At 72.9% G+C, this 16,599-nt stretch carries 10 protein-coding genes; 8 read left to right on the top strand and 2 right to left on the bottom strand.

The features are described from left to right. Positions 1-36 precede the first annotated feature (36 nt). Both argS and lysA read left to right on the top strand, forming a co-directional pair. Entirely contained in the window at positions 37-1,701 is a 1,665-nt protein-coding gene (gene argS, locus F6X68_RS03595) for an arginine--tRNA ligase (RefSeq protein WP_151452901.1), read from the top strand. A gap of 8 nt (positions 1,702-1,709) precedes the next feature. Continuing rightward, complete coding sequence (gene lysA, locus F6X68_RS03590; protein WP_151452900.1) at positions 1,710-3,122, top strand: diaminopimelate decarboxylase; 1,413 nt, start codon at positions 1,710-1,712, stop codon at positions 3,120-3,122. A gap of 118 nt (positions 3,123-3,240) precedes the next feature. On the opposite strand, the gene F6X68_RS03585 is transcribed toward lysA, so the two are convergent. After that, the gene (locus F6X68_RS03585) at positions 3,241-4,353 is read right to left on the bottom strand and encodes an RNA-guided endonuclease TnpB family protein (RefSeq protein WP_151452899.1); all 1,113 of its coding nucleotides are present in this window, start codon (positions 4,351-4,353) and stop codon (positions 3,241-3,243) included. 107 nt (positions 4,354-4,460) lie between these two features. Between F6X68_RS03585 and F6X68_RS03580 the strand changes: the two genes are divergently transcribed. From F6X68_RS03580 to F6X68_RS03565, 4 genes are all read left to right on the top strand, one after another. Continuing rightward, on the top strand, positions 4,461-5,774 hold the full coding sequence (locus F6X68_RS03580) for a homoserine dehydrogenase (RefSeq protein ID WP_192581268.1): 1,314 nt from the start codon (positions 4,461-4,463) through the stop codon (positions 5,772-5,774). 226 nt (positions 5,775-6,000) lie between these two features. Beyond that, on the top strand, positions 6,001-7,050 hold the full coding sequence (thrC, locus tag F6X68_RS03575) for a threonine synthase (RefSeq protein ID WP_151452897.1): 1,050 nt from the start codon (positions 6,001-6,003) through the stop codon (positions 7,048-7,050). A gap of 192 nt (positions 7,051-7,242) precedes the next feature. Next, a complete protein-coding gene (locus F6X68_RS03570; protein WP_151452896.1) occupies positions 7,243-10,548 on the top strand; it encodes an efflux RND transporter permease subunit in 3,306 nt (1,101 codons plus the stop codon). 111 nt (positions 10,549-10,659) lie between these two features. Then, the gene (locus F6X68_RS03565) at positions 10,660-11,904 is read left to right on the top strand and encodes an MFS transporter (protein WP_151452895.1); all 1,245 of its coding nucleotides are present in this window, start codon (positions 10,660-10,662) and stop codon (positions 11,902-11,904) included. A 94-nt stretch (positions 11,905-11,998) separates the two neighbouring features. Here the strand turns inward: F6X68_RS03565 and F6X68_RS03560 are convergent, their stop codons facing one another. After that, positions 11,999-12,529 (bottom strand): hypothetical protein, encoded by a 531-nt coding sequence (locus tag F6X68_RS03560; RefSeq protein ID WP_151452894.1) that lies wholly within the window; start codon positions 12,527-12,529, stop codon positions 11,999-12,001. A gap of 139 nt (positions 12,530-12,668) precedes the next feature. Here F6X68_RS03560 and thrB point away from each other — a divergent pair, with 139 nt between their 5' ends. Both thrB and rho read left to right on the top strand, forming a co-directional pair. Further along, entirely contained in the window at positions 12,669-13,613 is a 945-nt protein-coding gene (thrB, locus tag F6X68_RS03555; protein WP_151452893.1) for a homoserine kinase, read from the top strand. Between the two features lie 296 nt (positions 13,614-13,909). Further along, entirely contained in the window at positions 13,910-16,090 is a 2,181-nt protein-coding gene (rho, locus tag F6X68_RS03550) for a transcription termination factor Rho (protein WP_151452892.1), read from the top strand. The last annotated feature ends 509 nt before the right edge of the window (positions 16,091-16,599 follow it).

Below are 16,599 nucleotides of genomic sequence, written 5' to 3'. Positions count from 1 at the left end.
CGCGGGTGCCGAGTCTACCCCCGATAACATGGATCAGTGACTCCCGCAGAACTCGCCGAGGTCGTCCTATCCGCAGCCCACGCCGTCTTCACCGAGCGTGGCCTGGACCGCTCCGCCCTGCCGGAGCGGACGGCGGTCGAGCGACCTCGCAGCCCCGAGCACGGCGACTACGCCTCCACGCTGGCCCTCCAGCTCAGCAAGAAGGTGGGCGTCCCGCCGCGCGAGCTGGCCACGGCCCTCGCCGAGCAGCTCGGCCGGGCCCCGGGGGTCAAGTCGGTGGAGATCGCCGGCCCGGGCTTCCTCAACATCCGGCTCGACGCGGCCGCCGCCGGCCAGCTCGCCCGCACGATCGTCGAGGCGGGCGAGGCGTACGGGCGCAGCGACCGGCTCGCCGGGCAGCGGATGAACCTGGAGTTCGTCTCGGCGAACCCGACCGGCCCGGTGCACATCGGCGGCGTCCGCTGGGCGGCCGTCGGCGACGCGCTGAGCCGGCTCCTGCGCGCCACCGGCGCCGAGGTCGGGACGGAATACTACTTCAACGACGCGGGCTCCCAGATCGACCGGTTCGCCCGGTCGCTGCTCGCCGCCGCCAAGGGCGAGCCGGCCCCCGAGGACGGGTACGCCGGTGCGTACATCAGCGAGATCGCCGACGCCGTCCGGGGTGCCCGACCCGACGTGCTGGAGCTGGACGACGCCGCCGCCCAGGAGGTCTTCCGGGTCGAGGGCGTGCAGCTCATGTTCGCCGAGATCAAGTCCTCGCTGCGCGGCTTCGGGGTGGAGTTCGACACCTACTTCAACGAGAAGGACCTGCACGACCGGGGGGAGCTGGACCTGGCCCTCCAGCGGCTGCGTGACCAGGGCCACCTCTACGAGTCGGACGGCGCGACCTGGCTGCGCACCACCGACTTCGGCGACGACAAGGACCGGGTGCTGCGCAAGTCCAACGGCGAGTGGACCTACTTCGCCGCCGACTGCGCCTACTACCTCGACAAGCGGGAGCGCGGCTTCGACCGCGTCGTGATCATGCTGGGCGCCGACCACCACGGCTACATCGGCCGGATGAAGGCGATGGCCGCCTGCTTCGGCGACGACCCGGAGCGCAGCCTGGAGATCCTGATCGGCCAGCTGGTCAACCTGGTCCGCGACGGTGCCCCGGTCCGGATGAGCAAGCGGGCCGGCACGGTGGTGACCCTGGAGGACCTGGTCGACGCGATCGGCGTGGACGCCTCCCGCTACGCGCTCGCCCGCTACTCCAGCGACTCCCCGATCGACATCGACGTCGAGCTGTGGACCCGGGCCACCCGCGACAACCCGGTCTACTACGTGCAGTACGTGGCGGCCCGGACGGCCAGCGTGGGCCGCAACGCCGCCGAGGTGGGGCTGACCCGGGGCGACGCCGAGGCGTTCCGCCCCGACCTGCTCGGCCACGAGAAGGAGAACGAGCTGCTCAAGGCGCTCGCCGAGTTCCCCGCCGTGGTCGCTGCGGCGGCCGAGCTGCGCGGCCCGCACCGGGTGGCCCGCTACCTGGAGGAGCTGGCCGGGGCCTACCACCGGTTCTACGACGAGTGCCGGATCCTGCCGCGCGGCGACGAGGAGACCACCGACCTGCACCGGGCCCGGCTCTGGCTGAACGACGCCACCCGCACCGTGATCGCCAACGGCCTGCGCCTGCTGGGCGTCTCGGCCCCGGAAAGGATGTAGGAGCGGTAATGCGTGCTCACGAGGCCGGTGCGCTGCACGGTGACATCGGCAGCCGGGGGCCGTCCTGGCTGCGTACCCCGGTCGACGTCAACGCCCTGGTGCCGCAGCTGTGGCCGCGCAACGTCACCCGCGACGGCGACGGCGTGCTCGCCGTGGCCGGCCTCGGCGTCCGCGACCTCGCGGCCGAGTTCGGCACCCCGGTGTACGTCCTCGACGAGGACGACCTGCGGTCCCGGGCCCGGGACTTCCGCACCGCCTTCGACGGCGTCGACGTCTACTACGCCGGCAAGGCCTTCCTCTGCCGGGCCGTGGTCCGGATGATCGCCGAGGAGGGCCTGCACCTCGACGTGTGCACCGGGGGCGAGCTGGCCACCGCGCTGTCGGCCGGGATGCCGCCCGAGCGGATCGGCTTCCACGGCAACAACAAGTCGGTGACCGAGCTGAGCCGGGCGCTCGACGCCGGGGTCGGCCGGATCATCCTCGACTCGTTCGACGAGATCGGCCGCCTCACCGCGCTCGCCCGTGAGCGGGGCGTGCGCCCCCGGGTGATGATCCGGGTCACCGTCGGCGTCGAGGCGCACACCCACGAGTTCATCGCCACCGCGCACGAGGACCAGAAGTTCGGCTTCTCCCTCGCGGGCGGGGCGGCGGCCGAGGCGGCCTTCCGGGTGCTCGACGAGGGCGTGCTGGAGCTGCGCGGCCTGCACTCGCACATCGGCTCGCAGATCTTCGACGCCAGCGGCTTCGAGGTCTCCGCCCGCCGGGTGCTCGGCCTCCAGGCGCAGATCCGCGACGCGCGCGGGGTGGAGCTGCCCGAGCTGGACCTCGGCGGTGGCTTCGGCATCGCGTACACGACGCAGGACGACCCGGCCGCCCCGCAGGACCTCGCGAAGCGGCTGCGCCGGATCGTCGAGGCCGAGTGCGCCGCCGAGCGGCTGGCGGTCCCGCACCTGTCGATCGAGCCGGGGCGGGCGATCGTCGGGCCGGCCGTGTTCACCCTCTACGAGGTCGGCACGGTCAAGTCCGTGCCGGTAGGCACTGGTGGTGACGGAGCGGACGGGCGTCGTGCCTACGTGAGCGTCGACGGCGGGATGAGCGACAACATCCGCACCGCGCTCTACGACGCGTCCTACTCCGCGACGCTGGCGTCCCGGGCGTCGACCGGCGAGCCGATGCTCGCCCGCGTGGTGGGAAAGCATTGTGAGTCCGGGGACATCGTGGTGAAGGATGAATTCCTGCCCGCCGACGTGCAGCCCGGAGATCTTGTCGCGGTGCCGGGCACCGGTGCCTACTGCCGGAGCATGGCCAGCAACTACAACCACGTGCCCCGCCCCCCGGTGGTCGCGGTGCGCGACGGCCAGGCGCGCCTGATCGTCCGGCGGGAGACCGAAGAGGACCTGCTGGCATTGGACGTGGGTTGACATCCTCCGCCGCCCTGATGGGCGGGGGCTCCTTCGGTCGCCCGAAGGTGTTCCTGCTTCGTCGCCGACTGCCCGTAGGGAGAATCCCGTGAGGTGTTACGTCAGCTCGACAGGCGTTTTACCTCTCCGCAAGCCCTGCGGCGAGAATGTTGTTGGCGGCGTTGACGTCCCGGTCGTGCGTGGTGTCGCAGCTGGGGCACGTCCAGACGCGGACGCCGAGGGTGAGTTTGGTGTTGATGCGTCCGCACGCCGAGCAGGTCTTCGACGACGGGTAGAACCGGTCGATGGCGATCACGGTGCGGCCGTACCAGGCTGCCTTGTACTCCAGCATGTTGCGCAGTTCCGACCAGGCCGCATCGGAGATGGCCCGGGCCAGCCGATGGTCGCGAAGCATGTTGCGTACGGTGAGATCCTCGATCATGACCGTTTGGTTCTCGCGGATGAGTCGAGTGCTCAGCTTGTGCAGATGATCGCGTCGCCGGTTGGCGATGCGGGCATGGATACGGGCCACCTTGACACGGGCCTTGGCCCGGTTCGCGGACCCCTTTTCCTTACGGGACAGGTTCCGCTGCGCTATGGCCAGCTTCCGCCGCTCGACGCGCGCGTGACGCGGGTTGGTGACCTTATCTCCGGTGGAAAGGGTCACCAGGCTGGTGAGGCCGGCGTCCACACCGACCACGCTGGACGAGGGCGGCAGCGGCACGACGGTCGGGTCTTCCACCAGCAGGGACACGAAACAGCGACCGGCCGTGTCTCGGGACACCGTCACCGTGGACGGATTCGCGCCTTCGGGCAGGGGCCGGGACCACACGACAGCCAGCGGCGCGTGCATTTTCGCCAAGGTGAGCCGACCGTCGCGCCAGCGAAACGCCGACCGGGTGTACTCCGCCGACGCGCGCGATTTGCGCTTGGACTTGAATCGAGGGTATCGGGCGCGCTTGTCCCAGAAGGCGGCGAAAGCGCTTTGCAGATGTCGCAGCGTCTGCTGCAACGGCACCGACGACACCTCGTTGAGGAACGCCAGGTCGTCGGTGCGTTTCCAATCCGTCAGCCACGCCGAGGACTGCACGTAGCTGGTGCGCTGCCGGTCGTTGGCCCATGCCCGGGTGCGCGCTGCCAACGCCCGGTTGTAGACCAGACGCACGCATCCGAACGTCCGGTTCAACTGTTCGGTCTGCTCAGGGGATGGATAAAAGCGGTACTTGTACGCCCGCTTCACTACCTCACCCACGCCTCATATCTTACCGGTCTGAGAACACTCACCGAGGGGAGGGAGCGGCGTTTCCTCCCCTGCCTGGAGGCCGGGGTATCCACGCCGCGACACCGATGACATCACCTGTGCGCCTGGCACTGCTCGGCTGCGGCACGGTCGGTAGCGAGGTGGTCCGGCTGCTGCACGAGCAGGCGGCCGACCTCGCCGCCCGGATCGGCGCCCCGCTGGAGATCGCCGGCATCGCCGTACGCCGTCTCGGCCGCGACCGGGGCGAGCTGCCCGTCGACCCGACCCTGTTCACCACCGACGCGCTGGGGCTGATCAAGCGCGACGACGTGGACGTGGTCGTCGAGGTGGTCGGCGGCATCGAGCCGGCGCGGGGCTGGCTGGTGGAGGCGCTGCGGGCCGGCAAGAGCGTGGTCACGGCCAACAAGGCGCTGCTCGCCGAGGACGGCGCCGCCCTGCACGACGCGGCGGCCGAGGGCGGCGGCGACCTCTACTACGAGGCGTCCGTGGCGGGGGCGATCCCGCTGCTGCGCCCGCTGCGCGAGTCGCTGCACGGCGACCGGATCAACCGGGTCACCGGCATCGTCAACGGCACCACCAACTTCATCCTCTCCGCCATGGACGCCACCGGCGCCGGCTTCGCGGAGGCGCTGGAGGAGGCCACCGAGCTGGGCTACGCCGAGGCCGACCCGACCGCCGACGTGGAGGGCTTCGACGCGGCGGCCAAGGCGGCCATCCTCGCCTCGCTGGCCTTCCACACCCGGGTCGGCGCGGCCGACGTGCACCGCGAGGGCATCACCGAGGTCACGGCGGCCGACGTGGCCAGCGCCAAGGCGATGGGCTGCACCATCAAGCTGCTCTGCATCGCCGCCCGGGGCGCCGACGCCGCCGGCCGGGAGACGGTCAGCGTGCGGGTGCACCCGGCGATGATCCCGCTGGGCCACCCGCTGGCCAGCGTCGGCGACGCGTTCAACGCGGTCTTCGTCGAGGCCGAGGCGGCCGGGCCGCTGATGTTCTACGGCCGGGGCGCGGGCGGCGCGCCGACGGCCAGTGCGGTGCTGGGCGACGTGGTGGCGGTCTCCCGCAACCGGCTCGCCGGGGTGCGGTCGGCCAGCGAGAGCGCGTACGCCGACCTGCCGGTGCGGCCCATGGGGGAGGCGCTGACCCGCTACCACATCAGCCTCGACGTGGCCGACCGTCCGGGTGTGCTGGAGGCGGTGGCCGGCGTGTTCGCCCGGCACGACGTGTCGATCGCCACCGTGCGGCAGGGCCCGGCGGGCGGCGGCGCGACCGGCCGGGGCGAGGACGCCGACCTGGTGATCGTCACCCACGTGGCGCCGGACGCGGCGCTCGCCGCCACCGTGCGGGAGCTGCGCGGGCTGGACATCGTCCGCTCCGTGGCGAGCGTGCTGCGGGTCGAGGGCGGGCTCTGAGCGGTCCGCCCGCGGGGCCCCGGTGACGGGAGCGGGCCGGCCCGCGACCGCCGGCGGTGCGGGTCGGGCGTGCCTGGGCCCGTCCGCTGTCCCGGCCCGGCGGGGCGAGCGCTTCCGCGTCTCGCCTGATGGTTAACTGCGGGTGCGCCGGCGGGCACACGGCGAGACTGGTCCAGGCTGGAGGCGTGCCCGACTCGGCGGGACGGTAGAGGCGAGGGAGAACGACATGTGGCGGGGTCTGATCGACGCGTACCGGGACCGGCTGCCGGTCACCGACGCCACCCCGGTCGTGACCCTGCACGAGGGGAACACGCCGCTGCTGCCCGCGCCGGTGCTCTCCGCCCGGCTCGGCTGCGACGTGCACCTGAAGGTGGAGGGCGCCAACCCGACCGGCTCGTTCAAGGACCGGGGCATGACCCTCGCGGTCTCCAAGGCGGTCGAGGCCGGCAACAAGGCGATCATCTGCGCCTCCACCGGCAACACCAGCGCCTCCGCGGCGGCGTACGCGGCCCGCGCCGGCCTGACCTGCGCGGTGCTCGTGCCGCAGGGCAAGATCGCGCTGGGCAAGCTGGCCCAGGCGCTCGTGCACGGGGCGAAGCTGCTCCAGGTCACCGGCAACTTCGACGACTGCCTGTCGCTGGCCGCCAAGCTCGCGCAGGACTACCCGGTCGCCCTGGTCAACTCGGTCAACATCGACCGGCTGCACGGCCAGAAGACGGCCGCGTTCGAGATCGTCGAGGCGTTGGGTGACGCGCCCGACATCCACTGCCTGCCGGTCGGCAACGCCGGCAACGTCTCGGCCTACTGGATGGGCTACTCGGAGGAGCTGCGGGACGGCAACGCCACCCGGGCCCCGAAGATGTACGGCTTCCAGGCCGCCGGCGCCGCCCCGATCGTCACCGGGGAGGTGGTCCGCGAGCCGTCCACGATCGCCACCGCCATCCGGATCGGCAACCCGGCGAGCTGGACCAGGGCGCTCGACGCCCGGGACTCCTCGGGCGGGCTGATCGCCGCCGTCACCGACCGGGAGATCCTGGCCGCGTACCGGCTGCTCGCCCGCGAGGTCGGGGTCTTCGTCGAGCTGGGCAGCGCGGCCAGCGTGGCCGGCCTGCTCCAGCAGGCCGCCGCCGGTCGGGTCCCGGCCGGCTCGACGGTGGTCTGCACGGTCACCGGCCACGGCCTGAAGGACCCGGAGTGGGCGATCTCCACCGCGCCCGTGCCCACCACCATCGCCAACGACGCGCTGGCCGCCGCCCGCTGCCTCGACCTCGCCTGAGCCGCGAGCGGGATCGGCCTCGCCTGAGCCGCCGGCGGATCGGCGCCGGCGGAGGTCGACAGGAGGAAAATCGGGGTGGCGCAGGCGAGTCCTGTGCATCGGACTGGGGCAGGGCCGACCGGGGCCGGTCGGGCCGGGTGGGGGAGAATCCGTACCCCCGCCAATCGCCTTTTCCAGGAGTGAGTCACGCCGATGTCGCTGCTCGCCAGATTCAGCCTCGCCAACCGAGGGCTGATCGCCCTCATCGCGGTGGTGACCACGCTGTTCGGGGCGTTCGCCGTACCGTCACTGAAGCAGCAACTCCTGCCGTCGCTGGAGTTCCCGGCGGCCTTCATCGTGGCGGTCTATCCCGGCGCCGGGCCCGAGGTCGTCGAGTCGCAGGTCACCGAGCCGATCGAGAACGCCCTCCAGGGCATCCCCGGGCTGGACCAGGTCACCTCGACCTCCCGCGAGGGCTCCACGACCGTCCAGGTCCAGTACGAGTTCGGCACCGACCTGGACGACGTGGTCAACAAGATGCAGACCGCGCTCAACCGGATCGACGCGCAGCTGCCCGAGGGAGTCGACCCGCAGGTCATCGCCGGCAGCACCGACGACCTGCCCGCGGTGGTGCTCGCCGCCTCCGGCGGTGACGACCAGCGCGTCCTCGCGGAGAAGCTGCGCGCCACGGTGGTGCCCGAGCTGGAGGCGATCGAGGGGGTGCGGACGGTCGACCTGACCGGCGCCCGCGACGACGTCGTGGTGGTCACCCCGGACCCGGCCAAGCTGGCGGCGGCGAAGCTCCAGCCGACCGCCCTCGGCGCGGCGTTGAAGACCAACGGCGTGACGGTGCCGGCCGGCGCGGTGACCGACGGCACCCGCGCGCTCCCGGTGCAGGTCGGCACCCGGCTCGCCACGCTGGACGACCTCCGGGGCGTCGTGGTCGCGCCGGCGACGGGCCGGGCGGCCCCGGTCCGCCTCGGCGACGTGGCCACCGTCGAGCAGCAGCTCGCCCCGGCCACCGCGATCACCCGCACCAACGGCAAGGACAGCCTGGGCATCGCGGTCACCGCATCCCCGGACGGCAACGCCGTGGAGATCTCCCACGAGATCCGGGACCGCCTCGCCGACCTGCGGGAGGCCTCCGGCGCCGAGCTGACCGTCGTCTTCGACCAGGCGCCCTTCGTCGAGAAGTCGATCGAGAGCCTGACCACCGAGGGCCTGCTGGGCCTGGTCATGGCCGTCATCGTCATCCTGGTCTTCCTGCTGTCGGTGCGCTCCACCGTGGTCACCGCGGTCTCCATCCCGCTCTCGGTGGTGGTCGCCCTGATCGCCCTCTGGATCGGCGACTACTCGCTCAACCTGCTCACCCTCGGCGCGCTCACCATCGCGGTCGGCCGGGTGGTCGACGACTCGATCGTCGTGCTCGAGAACATCAAGAGACACCTGGAGTACGGCGAGCCGAAGCGGCAGGCGATCCTCGCCGCCGTCCGCGAGGTGGCCGGCGCGGTGACCGCGTCCACCCTCACCACGGTCGCCGTCTTCGCGCCGATCGCCCTGGTGGGCGGCTTCGTCGGGCAGCTCTTCGCGCCGTTCGCGATCACCGTCACGGTGGCCCTGCTCGCCTCGCTGCTGGTCTCGCTGACCGTCATCCCGGTGCTCGCGTACTGGTTCCTGAAGCCGCCGAGCGGCACGGCGGACGACGCCGAGGTGCGTCGGGCGGCCGAGGAGAAGGAGCTGCGCAACCCGTTGCAGCGGGCGTACCTGCCGGTGATCGGGTTCGCCACCCGCAAGCGGGCCACCCGGTGGATCACGCTGGGGCTCGGCGTGCTCGTGCTGTTCGGCACCTTCGGCCTGTCCCGCCAGCTGGAGACCAACTTCATCGACGACTCCGGCCAGGACACCCTGAGCATCACCCAGGAGCTGCCGGCGGGCACCGGCCTGCTCGGCACCGACGCGGCGGCCAAGCAGATCGAGGCGGTGCTGGAGCGCACCGAGGACGTCGAGACGTACCAGGTCACGGCGGGCGGCGGGGACAACCCGTTCGGCGGCGGCGGCAACAACGTCGCCAACTGGTCGCTGGCCCTCGGTGACGGGACCGACGCCCAGGAGATGCGGGAGAAGCTGCGCCGGGAGTTCGACGCGCTGGGCCCGGCCGTCGGTGAGGTCAGCTTCGGCGCCGGCCAGGGCGGGGCGGCGGCCAACCAGATCGAGGTGGTCGTCCAGGGCACCGACCCGGAGGCGCTGACCCGGGCCGCCGAGGAGGTCCGGTCGGCGATGGCCGGGCTGGCGGGCGTCGAGGACGTCTCCACCAGCCTCGCCACCCGGGTGCCGCGCGTCGACGTCACCGTCGACCGGGTCGCCGCCGGCCGGGTCGGGCTCACCGAGGCCGCCGTCGGCCAGGTGGTGGCCCAGGCGTTCCGGGGTTCGCCCCTGGGGCAGGTCACGCTCGACGACGGGCAGCGGGACGTGGTGCTGCGGTTCGCGGGCAAGCCGCCGACCACGGTGGAGGAACTGCGCGCGATGCCGGTCGGGCCGGTGAAGCTCGACGACATCGCCGACGTCACCCAGACCGAGGGCCCGCAGCAGGTGAGCCGGATCGACGGCGAGCGCAGCGTCTCCGTCACCGGTACGGCCACCGGCTCGAACCTCGGCGCCATCACGCAGGAGCTGCAGAAGAAGCTGGACGGCATCGATGTGCCGGGGGCGACCTTCGCCATCGGCGGCGTCAGCGCCGACCAGGAGGAGGCCTTCGCCGACCTGGGCCTGGCCGTGCTCGCCGCCATCGCGATCGTCTTCCTGATCATGGTGGCGACGTTCCGGAGCCTGGTCCAGGCGCTGATCCTGTTGATCTCCATTCCGTTCGCGGCGACCGGCGCGATCGGCCTGCTGCTGGTCACCGGCACCCCGATGGGTGTGCCGGCGCTGATCGGCGTGCTCATGCTGGTCGGCATCGTGGTGACAAACGCGATCGTGCTGCTGGATCTCGTCAACCAGTACCGGGCCCAGGGCATGGGGGTCCAGGAGGCGGTGGTCGAGGGCGGCCGGCGCCGGCTGCGGCCGATCCTGATGACGGCGATCGCCACCATCTTCGCGCTGCTGCCGATGGCGCTCGGCCTCACCGGGGAGGGCGGCTTCATCTCCAAGCCGCTGGCGATCGTGGTGATCGGCGGGCTGCTCAGCTCGACGCTGCTCACCCTGATCCTGGTGCCGACGCTCTATGCCATGGCGGAGAACACCAAGGAGTCGTTCCGCGCCCGCCGGGCCCGCCGCTCCGGCGGGGTGGCCCCGGCCACCGGCACGGGCGACGGCGAGCCGGCCGGCGACGACGGTGGGGCGCCCGCCGCCGAGCCGGTCCCGGTGCCCGCCGGGGGCGCCCCGTCCACCGCCGGCACGGAGGCCACCGACGCCCCGGCGTCCCGGCCGACGCCGTCGGGCGCGCTGGTGGACGGCACCGACCAGTTCGAGGTGCTGCGGCTGCCGAAGAGCCGCACGTCCCCGCTGCCGCCGGCCGAGTAACGGCAGTGCGCGAACACCCCCGACGGGTCCCACCCGCCGGGGGTGTTCGCGTTCGGTCAGGTACCCGCCGTACGCCTGGCCCGCCGGTCACCGCCCGGTAGGGTCCCGAACGTGCCGTCCACCGTCTCGGTCCTCACCCACAACCGCAACTTCCGCAATCTGTTCCTCGCCGAGCTGGTGGTCTTCGGCGCCGACTGGTTCGTCATGGTGCCGCTGCTGGTGCTGCTGCCGGACCTGACCGGCAGCGGCGTGTGGGGCGCGCTGGTGCTCGCCGTCGACACCGGGATCGTGGCGCTGCTGCTGCCGTACACGGGCACGATCGCGGACCGGTTCGACCGGCGCAAGATCATGATCATCTCGAACGTCGCGGCACTGTTCGGCGTGCTGCTGCTGCTCGGCGTCCGCAGCGCGGAGACCGCCTGGCTGGCGATGGCCGGGATCGGTGTCGTGGCGGTCGCCAAGGCGTTCTACTCCCCGGCGGCCCAGGCGGCCCTGCCCAACGTGCTCGACCCCGACGAGCTGGCCGCCGGCAACGCCGTCGCGGGCTCGGCCTGGGGCACCATGACCGTCGTCGGCGCCTCCCTGGGTGGCGTGCTCAGCGCCGCCGTCGGCCCGTACGCCTGCTTCTGGGTGGCGGCGGTGGGCCTGGTGGTCGCCGCGGGCCTGGCCACGCTGATCCGCCGGCCGTTGCAGGCGCCCCGCGACGCGGAGCTGCCCGTGCAGCGGACCTGGCCGGCGATCCGGGAGGCGCTTGGCTACATCGGGCACCGGCCGAGGGTGCTGGCGCTGGTCACCGTGAAGTCGGCGGTGGGCCTCGGCAACGGCGTGCTGACGGTGTTCCCGCTGCTCGCGGCGGTGTACGGCGTGGGTCCCGTCGGCACCGGGCTGCTCTTCGCGGTCCGCGGGGCGGGGGCGCTCGTCGGGCCGATCCTGATGCGCCGGGTGCTGACCAACCGCGCCTGGCTGCTGCCCGGGCTGGCGCTGTCGATGTCCCTCTACGGCCTGGCCTACCTCGGCACCTCGGTCGCCAACTGGTTCCCGCTGGTGCTGGCCCTGGTCTTCGTCGCCCACTTCGCCGGCGGCAGCAACTGGGTGATGTCGAACTTCGCCCTGCAGGGGGAGGTGCCGGACCGGCTGCGGGGCCGCGTCTTCGCCACCGACATGATGCTGGCGACGCTCGCCGTCTCGGTCAGCCAGCTCGCCGTGGCCGCAGTGGTGGACACCGTGGACGAGCGGGTGGTGCTGGCCAGCTGCGGCCTCGTCACGGTGGTCTACGCGGTCGGCTGGCGGATCGCCACCCGCCGGCTCTCGCTCACGGACCCGGCCGCGCAACCGGCCCCGAGCGCCGCCCGCTGACGGCGGCGGCCGGCCCGAGCGCCGCGCGCTCGCACACGCCGCCCGCCGACTCCGAGCGCCGCGCGCTCGCGCCGCCCGCCGTCCCGCCCGGCGGTCAGGGCTGGTCCGTCCCGGCGCCCGTCGGCGTGTCCGGCCGGGATCGACCGCCCCACTGCGCCGGCACGTCGGCCCCGCCCTCCACGGTCCACCCCGGGTCGGTCGGCGGCACCGGCTGGGCGACGGGCCCCGGCGCGGTGGTCGGCACCGGCCCGCCGCCGGCGAGCGGCCGTCCGCCGAACGGGCCGGCCTCCGCGCCGCCCGCCCGCCGCCCGACCAGCACCGCCGCGATCAGCAGACCCGTCCCGATCGGGTACGCCAGGGCCTGCACCCCGCCGTAGGCCAGGTTCATGAGCCGGAAGTTCGAATATCCCCAGTCGAAACTGAACGCGCGGGACAGCAGCAGGATCCAGGCCACGTTGAACAGTGCGCTGCCCAGCAGCACGCCGAGCCCGGACAGCGCCAGCAGCCGGGGCTTCCGGGGCAGCCGCCCCCCAGCCGTCGCGGCCAGTACGAGCCCGACCAGCAGCACCAGCACCGTGGGCGCCTCGAAGACGACCGTCCTCGCCAGGTACTCGAATTCGCGCATTCCCGCCTCCAGCCGCCGTCGGTCGGGCCAGGCTAACGGACCGGCGGCGCCACCACCGTCCGGTGACGAGGCCGTCGGGCCCGGTCCCATCCGGCGGGCGGCGATCCGCCCCGTCGGTGCGCAGCCCTACCATGAGCCCGTGCCGACGAACTTCATCTCCGGCCCGGTCCGGGTCCGGGTCCCCGCCACCAGCGCCAACCTGGGGCCGGGGTTCGACGCCCTGGGGCTCGCCCTGGCGCTGCACGACGACGTGGCCGCCGAGGTGACGGCGGGGGGCGTCACGGTGACCGTGGCCGGGCAGGGCGCCGGGGAGTTGCCGGCCGACGACCGGCACCTGGTCGTCCGCGCCATGCGGGCGGCCTTCGACGGGCTCGGCGGGCAGCCGCCCGGGCTGGCGGTGGAGTGCGTCAACCGCATCCCGCAGGCCCGTGGGCTGGGTTCCTCGTCCGCGGCGATCGTCGCCGGCGTGCTGCTGGCCCGTGCGCTGGTCACCGACGGCGAGACCCGGCTCGACGACGCCGCCGCGCTGCGCCTCGCCGCCGAGATCGAGGGCCATCCGGACAACGTGGCGCCGTGCCTGCTCGGCGGCTTCACCCTGGCCTGGACGGAGCCCTCCGGCGCCCGGGCGGTGTCGCTGCCGGTCGCCGACGGCGTACGCCCGACGGTCTTCGTGCCGGCGGAGCGTGGCCTGACGGCCACCGCGCGGGCCGCGCTGCCGGCCACCGTGCCCCACGGCGACGCGGCGCTGAACGCGGGCCGCGCCGCGCTGCTGGTGCACGCGCTGACCGCCGACCCGAATCTGCTGCTGCCGGCCACGGTCGACCGGCTGCACCAGGACTACCGCGCCGACGGCATGCCGGGAAGCGCCGCCCTGGTGAAAGCGCTGCGTGAGGCCGGTGTGGCCGCCGTGGTCAGTGGTGCGGGCCCGACCGTCCTGGCCCTGACCGGCCCGCCCGAGGGCTTCGACCCGGGAACAGGCTGGGAGGTCTGGCGGTTGGATCCAGACGGGCGCGGAGCACAGGTTGCCCGGGGTAGACTGGGACACGCAGAGCGGGACCCTGTTGCCGCAGGTCGGAAGAGTTGATTACGCTCTAGACTTAGCACAGCCGCGAAGCATGCGATCTCCCTGCGGGTCGGCGCACCCCCGAAGCTCTCGGCGGTCAGCCCGTCACCCCTGCCTAGGCCCACGCCGCACCGCAGTCTTCACAGGTCGCCGCAGACGGCGAGACCTGCTCACCGACCTTCGGTGAGTCGGGAAACCGACCGGCTGCTGTGTCACAGACTCCCGCGACGCGTCCATGCGAGGCGGGTGCACCGAGGCCGCCCGGCCACCTTGTTTTCGACTCCGGGCAGTCCCGGCCTATCGAGGGAAGGAATCCATTGAGCGACACCACCGACGTGACGTCGGATGTTTCCAACGTCGCTGGCGATGCCACCACCGCCGCCGCCCCCGCCCGTCGTCGGCGTAGCGGCACCGGCCTGTCGGCGATGCTGCTGCCGGAGCTGCAGAGCCTGGCCGCGTCGCTCGGCATCTCGGGCACGGCCCGCATGCGTAAGGGCGAGCTGATCAGCGCGATCTCCGAGCGGCAGGGCGGCGCCACCGCCGGGACCCCTCGACCGCGGGCCGAGGCCGCTGCCGCTCCCGCCCGTGAAGAGGCCCACGCCGAGGTCCGCGAGAGCACCGAGCGGCCGGCGGCCGGGCGGCGTACCGCGGAGCAGGCTCCGGCGGAGCCGGCGGCTGCCGAGGCCGAGCCCCGTGGCCGGACCCGGCGCAGCCGGGCCGCCACCTCCGAGGCACGGGCCGCGGAGGCCCGTCCGGCGGAGGCTCGTGAGGCGGAGGCTGCCCGTCCGGCGGAGGTTCGTCCGGCGGAGGCTCGTCCGGCGGAGACGCGCGCGGACGAGGCCGAGGCCGGCGAGCGTGCCGACCGCGGCCGTGAGCGCGGTGACCGCGCCGAGCGCGGCGACCGTGCCGAGCGCGGTGACCGCGCCGAGCGCGGCGACCGTGCCGAGCGCGGCGACCGTGCCGAGCGCGGCGACCGCAACGAGCGCGGTGACCGTGCCGAGCGTGCGGACCGCGGTGACCGCGCGGAGCGGGGTGACCGTGCCGAGCGCGGTGACCGTGCCGAGCGGGGCGAGCGCAACGAGCGGGGTGACCGCGGCGAACGTGCCGAGCGCGGTGACCGCAACGAGCGGGGCGAGCGTGCCGAGCGTGCCGAGCGGGGCGGCGACCGTGACCGCAACGAGCGCGGCGACCGGGGCCAGCGCGTCGAGCGTGACAACGATGGCGACGACGACGAGAGCGGTGGCCGGCGTGGCCGGCGCAGCCGGTTCCGGGACCGCCGCCGTGGCCGCGGTGAGCGCGCCGAGGGCGGCGACGGTGGCCGCGATGGCGGGCGCGACGGCGGGCGCGAGCCGCAGGTCGGCGAGGACGACGTGCTCGTCCCGGTGGCCGGCATCATCGACGTGCTCGACAACTACGCGTTCGTACGGACCACCGGCTACCTGGCCGGCCCGAACGACGTCTACGTCTCCATGTCGCAGATCAAGAAGTACGGCCTGCGGCGCGGCGACGCCATCACCGGTGCGGTGCGCGCCTCGCGCGACGGCGAGCAGCGGCGGGACAAGTACAACCCGCTGGTGCGGCTGGACACCATCAACGGGATGGAGCCGGACGAGGCGAAGCGCCGGCCGGAGTTCTACAAGCTCACCCCGCTCTACCCGCAGGAGCGCCTGCGGCTGGAGACCGAGCCGCACATCCTCACCACCCGGGTCATCGACCTGGTCATGCCGCTCGGCAAGGGCCAGCGCGCGCTGATCGTGTCGCCGCCGAAGGCGGGTAAGACGATGGTGCTCCAGGCCATCGCGAACGCGATCACGCACAACAACCCGGAGTGCCACCTGATGGTGGTGCTGGTGGACGAGCGGCCCGAAGAGGTCACCGACATGCAGCGGTCGGTGAAGGGTGAGGTCATCGCGGCGACGTTCGACCGTCCGCCGCAGGACCACACCACGGTGGCCGAGCTGGCGATCGAGCGGGCGAAGCGCCTGGTCGAGCTGGGCCACGACGTGGTCGTGCTGCTCGACTCGGTGACCCGCCTCGGTCGGTCGTACAACCTGGCGGCGCCGGCCAGCGGCCGGATCATGTCGGGTGGTATCGACTCCACCGCGCTCTACCCGCCGAAGCGTTTCCTGGGTGCGGCCCGCAACATCGAGAACGGCGGCTCGCTGACCATCCTCGCCACCGCGCTGGTGGAGACCGGGTCCATGGCGGACACGGTCATCTTCGAGGAGTTCAAGGGCACCGGCAACGCGGAGCTGAAGCTGGACCGGAAGATCGCCGACAAGCGCATCTTCCCGGCCATCGACATCCACCCGTCCGGCACGCGCAAGGAGGAGATCCTGCTCGCGCCGGAGGAGCTGGCCATCATCCACAAGCTCCGGAAGGTCCTGCACTCGCTGGACTCGCAGGCGGCGCTGGACCTGCTGCTGGACAAGCTCAAGCAGACCCGCACCAACATCGAGTTCCTGATGCAGATCGCCAAGTCGACGCCGGGGGAGTGACCCTCCCCGGGTGAGACAGCGAGAAGGGCACGGCCAGGAGGCCGTGCCCTTTTCGCGTCCCTGCCCGTCGGTTTCGTGGGTGAGCTTCGGTGCCGCGTGCCGGTGCCGGTGCCGGTGCGGTGCCGGGTGCCGGGCGTCGGTCGGGTGCCGGGCGTTGGGCGCTGTGTACCGCAGACGGGCAGCCGGACGATACACCTTGCCAGCTCGCTTCCGTGACGATCGGTAACCTTCGGCTCGAAGAGCCTTCGTTGTGACTCTACGTGACCGAATTTGGGCGCGTGAAGAGCTTGCCGCCTCGGCCGTCGCTGCTGAGGGCCTGTGACCAGGTAATTCGTCGTGGGGTGCGATCCGGCCGCATCATCCTCCAGTTCCCCTTTGCTCTGCATCCACATAGGCACCGCTTACATGGCGTGTCCGGTGCGGATATGGATGCAGAGCAAAGGGGGCGGAGCGAGGGGTGGAGCGGCGCAGAGTCGCCCACTCTCCGTGACCGAATGTGGGTGGTCGTG

Origin of the sequence: Micromonospora sp. AMSO12t (genome assembly GCF_008806585.1) — a bacterium.
Lineage (GTDB): Bacteria > Actinomycetota > Actinomycetes > Mycobacteriales > Micromonosporaceae > Micromonospora > Micromonospora reichwaldensis.
This window is presented reverse-complemented; position numbering and strand designations above follow the sequence as displayed.

What these genes read in the sequence shown, in the direction of transcription:
- thrC (WP_151452897.1), top strand. Translation starts at nt 6,001, where the DNA reads ATGTGGCGGGGTCTGATCGACGCGTACCGGGACCGGCTGCCGGTCACC.
- F6X68_RS03570 (WP_151452896.1), top strand. Translation starts at nt 7,243, where the DNA reads ATGTCGCTGCTCGCCAGATTCAGCCTCGCCAACCGAGGGCTGATCGCC.
- F6X68_RS03560 (WP_151452894.1), bottom strand. Translation starts at nt 12,529, where the DNA reads ATGCGCGAATTCGAGTACCTGGCGAGGACGGTCGTCTTCGAGGCGCCC.
- lysA (WP_151452900.1), top strand. Translation starts at nt 1,710, where the DNA reads ATGCGTGCTCACGAGGCCGGTGCGCTGCACGGTGACATCGGCAGCCGG.